The sequence below is a fragment of the Actinomadura sp. GC306 genome (genome assembly GCF_004348665.1).
GTDB lineage: Bacteria > Actinomycetota > Actinomycetes > Streptosporangiales > Streptosporangiaceae > Spirillospora.
In genome coordinates, this window is the sequence record NZ_SMKM01000251.1 from 1 (window position 1) to 9872 (window position 9872).

At 72.3% G+C, this 9872-nt stretch carries 10 protein-coding genes; 4 read left to right on the forward strand and 6 right to left on the reverse strand.

The window, feature by feature from the left end:
- The 3 genes from E1200_RS26605 to E1200_RS26615 all read left to right on the forward strand — a co-directional run.
- Window positions 1-1420, forward strand: a 1420-nt coding sequence (locus E1200_RS26605; protein WP_131954815.1) for a DUF3516 domain-containing protein, incomplete at its 5' end; no start/stop codon positions are given.
- Window positions 1421-1436: 16 nt separating this feature from the next.
- Entirely contained in the window at window positions 1437-2237 is an 801-nt protein-coding gene (locus E1200_RS26610; RefSeq protein WP_131954816.1) for a carbon-nitrogen hydrolase family protein, read from the forward strand.
- A 322-nt stretch (window positions 2238-2559) separates the two neighbouring features.
- A complete protein-coding gene (locus E1200_RS26615) occupies window positions 2560-2835 on the forward strand; it encodes a hypothetical protein (RefSeq protein ID WP_131954817.1) in 276 nt (91 codons plus the stop codon).
- A 118-nt stretch (window positions 2836-2953) separates the two neighbouring features.
- Here the strand turns inward: E1200_RS26615 and E1200_RS26620 are convergent, their stop codons facing one another.
- Both E1200_RS26620 and E1200_RS26625 read right to left on the reverse strand, forming a co-directional pair.
- Window positions 2954-3970 carry a CNNM domain-containing protein gene (locus E1200_RS26620; protein ID WP_131954818.1) on the reverse strand — a complete coding sequence of 339 codons (1017 nt, stop codon included), beginning with the start codon at window positions 3968-3970 and terminating at the stop codon, window positions 2954-2956.
- Window positions 3967-5292, reverse strand: coding sequence for a hemolysin family protein (locus E1200_RS26625; protein ID WP_131954819.1), 1326 nt, complete (start codon window positions 5290-5292; stop codon window positions 3967-3969). Before E1200_RS26625 ends, E1200_RS26620 begins: the two co-directional genes overlap by 4 nt.
- Before the next feature lie 135 nt (window positions 5293-5427).
- Here E1200_RS26625 and E1200_RS26630 point away from each other — a divergent pair, with 135 nt between their 5' ends.
- Entirely contained in the window at window positions 5428-6387 is a 960-nt protein-coding gene (locus tag E1200_RS26630; protein ID WP_131954820.1) for an MBL fold metallo-hydrolase, read from the forward strand.
- Between the two features lie 97 nt (window positions 6388-6484).
- On the opposite strand, the gene E1200_RS26635 is transcribed toward E1200_RS26630, so the two are convergent.
- From E1200_RS26635 to E1200_RS26650, 4 genes are all read right to left on the reverse strand, one after another.
- The gene (locus tag E1200_RS26635) at window positions 6485-8368 is read right to left on the reverse strand and encodes a potassium transporter TrkA (RefSeq protein WP_347813245.1); all 1884 of its coding nucleotides are present in this window, start codon (window positions 8366-8368) and stop codon (window positions 6485-6487) included.
- Between the two features lie 243 nt (window positions 8369-8611).
- Window positions 8612-8941, reverse strand: a complete 330-nt coding sequence (locus E1200_RS26640; protein ID WP_131954822.1) for an Lsr2 family protein — start codon at window positions 8939-8941, stop codon at window positions 8612-8614.
- A gap of 17 nt (window positions 8942-8958) precedes the next feature.
- Window positions 8959-9315, reverse strand: a complete 357-nt coding sequence (locus E1200_RS26645) for an Lsr2 family protein (protein WP_131954823.1) — start codon at window positions 9313-9315, stop codon at window positions 8959-8961.
- A 190-nt stretch (window positions 9316-9505) separates the two neighbouring features.
- Window positions 9506-9872: PucR family transcriptional regulator (locus tag E1200_RS26650; protein WP_131954824.1), on the reverse strand; the 367-nt coding region annotated here is incomplete at its 5' end.

Consider the following 9872-nt stretch of genomic DNA (forward strand, 5'->3'; position numbering starts at 1 on the left):
GGCCGGGTTCGACACGGTCGGGTTCGTCGTCGCGCAGGCGCCCGAGCACGTGGTGGAGAACGAGAAGGCCCTGGCCAAGGCAGGGGACGACCCCAAGAAGCGGCGGAAGGTGCAGCGGAAGAAGCCGCCTGAGGGGTTCGTCGGGTGGGACGAGGACGTCTTCAAGAAGCTGCAGGAGGCCGAGCCGGAGATGCTCCGGTCGCGGTTCCAGGTCAGCCACGCGATGCTGCTGTCGGTGATCGCGCGTCCGGGCAACGCGTTCCAGGCGATGAAGCGGCTGCTGACCGACAACCACGAGGAGCCCGCGGCGCGGCGCCGGCACATCTCGCGGGCCATCGCGATCTACCGGTCGCTGCTGGCGGGCGGCGTCGTGGAGGTCCTACCCGAACCGGACGAGAAGGGCCGTTACGCGCGGGTCACCGTCGATCTCCAAGAGGACTTCGCGCTCAACCAGGCCCTCTCGACGTTCGCACTGGCCACGTTCGAGATTCTCGATCCGGCGTCCCCGTCGTACGCGCTGGACGTCCTGTCGGTGATCGAGGCGACGCTGGACGACCCCCGGCAGATCCTCGCGGCGCAGATGAACAAGGCGCGGGGCGAGGCCGTCGCGGAGATGAAGGCCGAGGGCATCGAGTACGAGGAGCGGATGGAGCTGCTCCAGGACGTCGACTACCCGAAGCCGCTGGAGGACGAACTCGACGCCGCGTACGAGATCTACCGGTCCGGGCATCCGTGGGTGGGCGACCATCCGCTGCGCCCGAAGTCGGTCGTGCGGGACATGTACGAGCGGGCGATGACGTTCACCGAGTACATCGGGTTCTACGAGCTGGCCAGGGCGGAGGGCCTCGTCCTGCGCTACCTGTCGGGGGCGTACAAGGCGCTGCAGCAGACCGTCCCGGAGTCGATCAAGACCGATGACCTGATCGACCTCATCGAGTGGCTGGGGGAGCTGGTCCGGCAGGTCGACTCCAGCCTCCTGGACGAGTGGGAGCAGCTCGCCAACCCGTCCGAGGAGGACGTGGACGAGCCGATCCAGGAGCGGGTCACGAAGGTGACCGCGAACGCGCGGGCGTTCCGGGTGCTGGTCCGCAACGCGATGTTCCGCCGGGTGGAGCTCGCGGCGCTGGAGAAGTACCGCGAGCTGGGCGAGCTCGACCCCGACTTCGGCGCCGGCGCGTGGGCCGAGGCGATGGACGGGTACTTCGCCGAGCACGACGAGCTGCTCACCGGACCGGACGCCCGGGGCCCGAAGCTCCTGCAGATCGAGGAGGTCCCCGAGGACGCGCTGTGGCGCGTCCGGCAGGTGTTCGACGACCCGGAGGGGCACCACGACTGGGGGATCAGCGCCGAGGTCGACCTGGCGGGTTCGGACCAGGAGGGCGAGGCCGTGATCCGCGTGACCGGCGTCGATCGTCTGTAGGGAAGGGAGCACGGGCATGGTGCAGGTCGCGGTGGCGCAGTTCGCGCCCGGGGTCGACAAGGACGAGAACCTGGCGGCGATCGGCAAGCTGGCGGGGGAGGCGGCCGGGCGCGGGGCGCAGGTGGTCGTGTTCCCCGAGTTCGCCATGTTCACCGCCCCGAAGCTGGACGAGCGGTTCGCCGACTCCGCCGAGCCGCTCGACGGCCCGTTCGCCGGGGGACTCAAGGACATCGCCCGCCGGCACGGCGTGCACGTCATCGCCGGGATGAACGAGCGGCTGGACGACCGACGACGCATCTCCAACACCCTCGTCGCCGCTGGGCCCGGCGGGGACTTCGTGGCCGAGTACCGCAAGATCCATCTGTACGACGCGTTCGGGTACCGGGAGTCGGCGCTGGTCCGGCCAGGGGAGATCGCCGACCCGCAGACGTTCACGGTCGAGGGCGTCACGTTCGGCATGCAGACCTGCTACGACGTCCGCTTCCCCGAGGTGACGCGGCGGATCGTGGACGCCGGCGCGGACGTGCTCGCCCTCCCTGCGGCCTGGGTGCCGGGGCCGCTGAAGGAGGACCACTGGCGGACGCTGGCCCGCGCCCGCGCCATCGAGAACACGATCTACGTGGCCGCGGCCGGGCAGTGCGCCCCGATGGGGGCCGGGAACAGCATGCTCGTCGACCCGATGGGCGTGGTCACGGCCGGGCTGGGGGAGGCCCCGGGCGTCGTGGCGGGGGAGGTCTCGCCGGAGCGCGTCGCCGCTGTCCGCGAGAAGAACCCGGCGCTGGCCCTTCGCCGGTTCACGGTCGCGCCGGCCGAATAAAAGCCGGTGTATCGAGGTGGCAACGGTCTTTCTGATCGTCCGTGGCCGTGCAGGTGCTTAGCGTAACGATCGGAGGGTGCGTCTCTCCTCCGATCTCCCGCCCGCCGGATTCACTCGCGCCGAGCCCCGGCCGCCCGCTCGGCGGCGCCGGCTTCTCGCGGGGATCGCGTTGGGTGTGAGCCTGGCTCTCGGCGCCGGTTACTGGGTGATCGCCGCGCCGGCCCGCACGACGCCGCCAGGCGCGGAGCCCTCTTCGGCGGCACCGAGCTCGGCTCCGCCTTCGTCAGCGCCGGCCCGGTCCTCTGCCACGCGCGGCGAGGCGGTGCCCGCTCCGGAGGACACCGGGCCGGGGGACGTGGCGTCCGCGAGCCGCCCGGTGACGCGGAAGGCGCCGTCCCGCCGCGGGCAGGCCGTCCCCTCGCGCACGTACCGGCCGCGCCCGCCCCGTCCCGCACCGGCGCCGCGACCGTCGGCGGCGCCGCCCGCGCGCCCCGCCGTGCCGTCCTGGATCGCCGCCGAGTGCCGCCGCCGCTACCCGGACGACCCGCACCGCAGAGCGACCTGCGCCGCGGCCCTCACCCGGGCCTTCGGCGGCTGATCAGGCCGCCTCGGCGGGCAGCAGCCGCTCCAGCCGGGCGCGGACCTCGCGCACGTCCGCCCCCGCCTGCGCCGCCAGGCGCGCGGCCACGTCAACCGATGTTGACGCCGGGTGGGATTCAGTGGACGTTGACCAGGGTGGTGAGGAGGTCGTCCAGGGTGATCATGCCGGCGGTGCCGCCGTCCGCGGCCACCGCCAGGGCGAGGTGGCTGTGGTGCGTCTTCAGCGTCGCGACCGCCTCGCCGACCGGCGTTCCCACCGGGATCGCCGGCACCGGATGCGACAGGCCGCGCGCCGTCGTGTCGAGCCCGCGCGCGCGGGCCAGGTAGGCGTCGCGGACGTGCACCATGCGGGCGGCCTGCCGCCCGGAACCCCGCAGCATCATCCGGAGCCGGCCGGTGGCGGCCGCCGTGTCGATGATCTCCTGCGGGGTCGCCGACGGGGCGACGGCCACGATCTCCGCGACCGGGACGACCAGCCCCGCCAGCGGGGCGCGCGGCGCGTCCAGCGCGGTGGTGAGCAGCGTCAGCTCGGTGTCCTCGATGAGCCCGAGCCGCCGGGACTCCTCCGCGATGCTGCGCAGCTGCTCCGGGGTGCGCGCCACCTCCTGCGAGTCGGCCGGCTGGACGCCGATCGCGCGCAGCAGCAGGTTCGTCGAGCCGTTCAGGACCGCCAGCAGCGGGCGGGCCGCGGTGACGAACGCGCGGAACGGCAGCGCCAGCACGGTCGCCGAGCGCTCCGGGTACGTGATCGCCCACGACTTGGGCGCCATCTCGCCGACGACCATGTGCAGGAACGTCACCAGGGCGAGCGCGAGGACGAACGCGACCGCGTGCGCCGCGCCCTCCGGCAGCCCGAGGGCGTGAATCGGCGGCGTGAGCGTCGCGGCGAACACCGGCTCGGACACCAGGCCGAGGCCGAGCGAGCACATCGTGATGCCGAGCTGCGCCCCCGCGAGGGTCAGCGACAGCTCGTCGATCCCGGCGATCGCGGCGGACGCGGCCCGCCCGCCGCGCGCGGCGGCCCGCTCCAGGCGCGGCCGCCGGGCGGCCACCAGGGCGAATTCGGTCGCGACGAAGAACCCGTTGCCGATCAGGAGCGCCAGGGTGACGACGGCGCCGAGGACGGGGCTCACCGGTCCTCCTCCACGGTGCGGATGCGGATCAGCTCCGGCACGTGCCGGTGGATCGTCAGGACCTCCACCACTGCGGTGCGGGGCGGCTCGTCCAGGCGCGTCGGGGGAAGGTCGATGGTGACGACGTCGCCGGGCTCGGCGACCCGGCCGAGCCGCTTCAGCAGCAGGCCCGCGACGGTCTCGTAGTCGCCGTCGGGCAGCTCGATGCCGGTCTCGTGGGCGACCTCGTCCATCCGCAGCCCGGCGTCGGTCGTCCACCAGTCGCCGGTGCGGATCGCGAGGTCGTCGTCGGGCTCGTTCTCGTCGGCGATCTCCCCGACCAGCTCCTCGGTGACGTCCTCCCAGGTGACGATCCCGGCGAAGCCGCCGTACTCGTCCACCACGCAGGCGATCGGCGCGCCGGCCTCCTCCAGCCGCCGCACCACGTCCGGCAGCGGCAGCGAGGACGGCAGCAGCAGCGGCGCCTGCGCGATCTCGCGGACCTCGGTGCGCGCGATGTCGTCCGGGTCGAGCAGGATCAGCTCCTCCAGCCCGACGACCCCGACGAGGTCGTCGACGCCCGCGCCGACGACGGGGTAGCGCGAGTGCCCGCTCGCGGCGATGACGTCGGTCAGCTCGTCGGCGGACGCCGACGCGGGCACCGTCACCACGTCGACGCGCGGGATCATCACCTCTTCCGCGTCCAGCTCGGCGAACGACAGCGCCCGCTCCAGCAGGTCGGCGTGGCCCTCCTCGAACCGCTCGCCGGACTCGCCGATCATGCGGCCGAGCTCCTCCAGCGTCGCGCCGTGGTGCAGCTCCTCCACCGGCTCGATGCCCGCCGCCCGGACGAGCCGGTTCGCGGACGCGTCGAACAGCCGGATCAGCGGCCCCGCCACCGCCAGGTAGACGAGGGTGGACGCGGCCAGCGCCCGCGCCAGGCTCTCCGCCCGGGCCAGCGCCAGGTTCTTGGGGAACAGCTCGCCGAGCAGCATCTGGACCACCGTGGCCAGGGCGAACCCGAGCGCCACCGCCACGCTTCCGGTCGCCGCGTCCGGCACCCCGGCCGCGCCGAGCGCCGGGGCGATCAGGTCGGCCAGCGCCGGCTTGGCGATGAAGCCCACCACCAGGGCGGTGACGGTGATGCCGAGCTGCGCGCCCGACAGCATGAACGACAGCCGGCCCATCACCCGCAGCGCCCGCGCCGCCGCCCGGTCGCCCTCCGCCGCGCGCTGCTCCAGGGCGGGCCGGTCGGCGGTGACGTACGCGAATTCCTGCGCGACGAAGTACCCGGTCGCGACGGTCAGCAGCAGGATGGCCAGCAGCCCGAGCGCGGCGGTCACCCGGCCCTCCCTCCACTGCCCGTCACGTCCAAGATCCTCTTACCCCGCCGAGGCCCCCTTCCCCGTATGCCGGACGGTTATCGACCGCTACGGGTGGAATGAACCCTGGACGTGCACGAGTGCGAGGGGGCGCCGATGCCCAAGCCGTTCGCGTCGTCCGCAGACCTGGGCGGCAAGACGCAGACCCTGGAGATCCTGGCCGACGGAGTCTACGCGCTCACCGCCGAGGGGGACCCGAACATCGGCGCGGTCGAGGGCGAGGACTTCCTCGTGTGCTTCGAGGCGCTCGCCACGCCCGCGGCCGCCCGCGACTGGCTGGCCGTCCTGCGCGCGCACACCGACAAGCCGATCCGGTACCTGGTCCTGTCGCATTACCACGCCGTCCGGACGCTGGGCGCGAGCGCGTTCGGCGCCCCGGTGGTCGTCGCGCACGACCTGACCCGGTCGCTGATCGCCGAACGCGGCAAGCAGGACTGGGAGTCGGAGCTCGCCCGGATGCCGCGGCTCTTCAAGGACCCGGACGGCATCCCCGGCCTCACCTGGCCCTCGGTGACGTTCTCCAGCACGCTGACCATCGACCTCGGCGGCGACCGCGGCGACCTGGACCTCGCGTACTGCGGGCGCGGCCACACCGAGGGCGACATCGTGGCGTGGCTGCCCCGGCACCGGATCCTGTTCGCCGGCGACCTCGTCGAGACGCAGGCCGCCCTCTACACCGGGGACGCGTTCCACCGCGAGTGGGCGTCCCGGACGCTCGACCACGTCCACTCGTTCGGCGCCGAGACCCTCGTCGGCGGGCGCGGCGCCGTCGCGCACGGCCGCGGGGCCGTCGGCGCCGCCATCGGGCAGACCCGCGACTTCCTGGAGACGATGATCCGCGAGACCGGCCGCGTCCGGGACGCCGGCGGCACCCTCAAGGACGCCTTCGCCGCCGTGCACGCCGCGCTGGCGCCCGCCTACGGCCGCTGGCCGATCTTCGAGCACTGCCTGCCGTTCGACGTCTCCCGCCTGTGGGACGAGCTGGATGGCGTCGAACGCCCCCGGATCTGGACGGCCGACCGCGACCGCGAGGTATGGGCAGAGCTCCAAGGCTGAACACCCACCCTCACCGAGGCCGATCCTCGTTGACTTGCGGCGTGTTGCCCTTATGGACGTGCTCATAAGGGCAACACGCCGCAAGTCAACGTTCTCGTCAGTCTTCGGCGAGGACGATGACGCGGTCGTCGGCCGCCAGCGTCAGCGGCGCCCGCCGGTCGGGGTTGAGGACCACCCCGTAGCCGGGCGGCTCGTGGAAGAGCTCGGTCCGCCGGTAGCCGAGCGCGACCTCCCCGCGCCGCCGCGCCGACTCGATGAGCGTCGCGAAGTCGGCCTCCTCGCCCGGCGCGAGGTAGTCGCAGGCGGGCTTGAGGTAGATCTCCGACCCGGCCGGGTCGAGCAGGTCGACGAACACGTCGTACAGGTAGCGGTTCTCGCTGAGCTGGGTCAGCATCAGGCTGATCAGCTTCTCGCTGACCACGAAGTCGTCGGCCTTGGTGACCTGCGCGATCTCCCGGTTGGCGTCGTCGTTGATCTCGCTGACGATGGAGAACGGGTCGCCCAGGGCGTCCTCCATGTCGCGCAGGTGCAGCAGCGTGACCAGCGTGCGGGCGTCGGCGTGCTCGTGCTCGACGCCCTCCTCGGACAGCACGACGATGTGCTGGTAGGAGCCGATGTCGAGGGACTCCAGGGATGGCCGCTCGGTCGGCTCGGCCCGGACGAAGTCGACCGCGAGGTTCTCGCGCGGGCGCAGCAGCGCGGTCGGGTCCTCCCGCGGGGCCGCGACCGTCAGCGCCGACCCCGGGGCGAGGAACCCGTCCAGCAGCTCGATGATCCGCGGGGCGCGGTGGTTCCAGCCGAGCAGCAGGGTGCGCTCGGGCACCGGCGGCCGCGGCACCGCCGTGGTGATCACCGACTCCCGGACCGGCGGGGCGGGCGCGGACGCCGACGCGAGCTTGATCATCAGGTCGTCCTCGGCCAGCACGATGACCTCGTCGTCGCCGCGGATCACGGTGTCCATCGGCGGGTTGAGCAGGACGGTCCCGTCGGCGCGCCGCAGCCCCGAGGGGATGCCGAGCTCGTAGGCGGCCAGCGCGTCGCCGAACGTCACCCCGTCCAGGGCGGGCTCGCGGCGCATGTAGAACTCGTGGCCGGCGAAGTCGAGCAGGTCGGTGCAGACCTGCGACAGGCCCGACTGCCGGTGCGACTGCACGATGAGCCGGATCGCCATGTCGTCGGCGTCGATCACGTGCGCGCTCTCCCCGCCCGCGAGCCGGGCCGCGGGCAGGTTCGCCGAGTCGTGCACCGCGGCGACGACGTGCGGGCGGTGCCGCCCCCAGGCCCGGGAGCCGAGCGACAGCAGCACCTTGATGACCCGGGTGTCGGCGTCCGCGGTCTCCGGCGTGACGATCAGGATGGAGCGGGCGGAGCCGGGGCTGACCAGCTCGACGTCGGCGACCTTCAGCGGGTCGCCGGTGCGGCACACGATGCGGGTGCGGCCGAGGTCGCCGACCCGGTCGCGGATCGCGTCCTCCATCTCGACCTTGTCGCGGTTGGCGAGGATCGCGACGCACGACCTGCGCTTGCTCTGGTTCGCCTCGACCAGCTCGGCGACCACGGTGAAGACCTGCTCGGACCAGCCGAGCAGCACGGTGTGCCCGTGCTCGACGATCCGCGACCGGCCCTTGCGCAGTTCGGCGATCTTGCCTTCCAGGCCGGTGGTGATCACGCCGATCAGCGAGCTGACGATGAAGATCCCGCCGATCGTGGCGATGAGCATCAGCGCCAGGAACGGGCCGGTGCCGGTGTCGTCGCCCATGGTGCCCGGGTCCAGGGTGCGCAGCAGGCTGCGCCAGACCAGGCCGGGCCACGCCCCGTTGTCGGCGCTGTCGCGCGGCGCGATGACGACCGCCGCGGTGGCCACCACGAGCACCAGCCCCGCCGACGCCAGGCCGAGCCAGCCGATGAGCGCGGGCGTCCCCTTCGACATGGTCCTGTCGAACCAGTAGCGGACCCGGTCCCATCGCGTCGCGCGTCTCAACGGTCTGCCCCCTCGGCCGTTCCCCGGGAACCGGCCTATTGTGTTGTCTCCTAGCATTTCCGGCATTCTCCCCGTGGCCGGGGGCGTTCCGTGGCGGACGTCACGGCGGGATCGGGGGTCCGGGGAATGCCGCGCCGAAAAGTCGATTTGCCCGCCTGCGCACCGCAAGGGGCCGGGGTGCGGAGAATTCCGCACCCCGGCCCCTTGCACCGTGCCGAACGCCGCCGGCCACGCGGAGGACCGCTAGTGCGCGGCCTCGTACTGCTCGATCACATTGGCGGGGATACGGCCCCGCTCATTGACCTTGATGCCGCGGCTCTTCGCCCACTCGCGAATCTCCGCGGAGCGCTCCCGGCTGCCCGCGGTACGCGCGGTGCGGCCGCCGCGTGCGGCGGGCTTGCGCGCCTTCCGCGCGCCGGCCACGAACGGCTCAAGGCCGTCGCGCAGCTTGGCGGCGTTCTTCTTGCTCAGGTCGATCTCGTAACTGGTGCCATCGATGGAAAAGCTGACGGTCTCGTCGGCCTCGCCTCCGTCGATGTCGTCCACGAGAAGGACTTCGACCTTCTGTGCCATGCGGGGACTCCCTCTAGCTATGCGTCCGGCTTGGCGTCCGGATGTGCCTCGATGAATGCAGCATAGACCTCATCCGATATCTTGCCACGTTCAGAGACTTCGATGTTACTTCGCAATGCCCACGCCCGGACATCTCCGTTCGTGTAGCCCTTGATCTTCGCGGTGCGGGACTTGCGTCCCTTCCCCGCGGGCTTCACCTCGGCCGCGTTCTCGATGAAGGGCGCCAACGCGTCCAGCATCTCGTTCAGCCGCTTGAAGTTGTCATCGCTCAAGTCGATCGTGAACGTGCGGTCCAGGACTTCGAAGTCCCGCTTTGCGACATCGGCCCCTTCGGAGCCGTCGATGTCGTCCACCCTAATGACCTTCTCGGCCATGTGTACTCGGTGTTCCTTCCCCTCGCCTGCGCGGCGTCCCCGACCGTAGCGGAAACCGGGCCCCGGCATGACGCGCGGACGCGCCGGGCGCGGAACCGGGCGGGGGAAGTGACGCGGGAATGGCGCCGTATCCGGTACGGGGTATGAGGCGGTGTATCAGGCGCAGCGGGACATCAGGCGCAGCTGGGTTTCAGGTGCCGTGCCGCTCGATCCAGGTGTGCAGGAGCAGCATCATCTCCAGCCGGATCGCCGGGTCCTCGATGTCGAACCCGAACATGCCGTGGAGTTGCGCCAGCCGGTAGCGGACCGTCTGCGGGTGCACGCACAAGACCTCGGCGGCGCCCGTGGCGTTGAAGCCGTGCTTCATGCACTCCAGCAGCGTCACCGCGAGCCGCAGGCCCTGCCGCGGCCCCGCCTCCTCCAGCGGGGCGAGCCGCCGGGCCGCGACGATCTCGGCGAGCGTGCCGCCCTCCCGCAGCAGCAGCTCCGGGAGATGCTCCTCGGCGCGGACGAGGAGCCCGCCGCGGCGCGCGCCCCGCACGCCGTCCCGGTTCCCC

Bases quoted from the DNA above. Each gene is read 5' to 3' on its own strand.
- E1200_RS26610 (WP_131954816.1), top strand. From the start codon at position 1,437: ATGGTGCAGGTCGCGGTGGCGCAGTTCGCGCCCGGGGTCGACAAGGAC.
- E1200_RS26630 (WP_131954820.1), top strand. From the start codon at position 5,428: ATGCCCAAGCCGTTCGCGTCGTCCGCAGACCTGGGCGGCAAGACGCAG.
- E1200_RS26640 (WP_131954822.1), bottom strand. From the start codon at position 8,941: ATGGCACAGAAGGTCGAAGTCCTTCTCGTGGACGACATCGACGGAGGC.
- E1200_RS26645 (WP_131954823.1), bottom strand. From the start codon at position 9,315: ATGGCCGAGAAGGTCATTAGGGTGGACGACATCGACGGCTCCGAAGGG.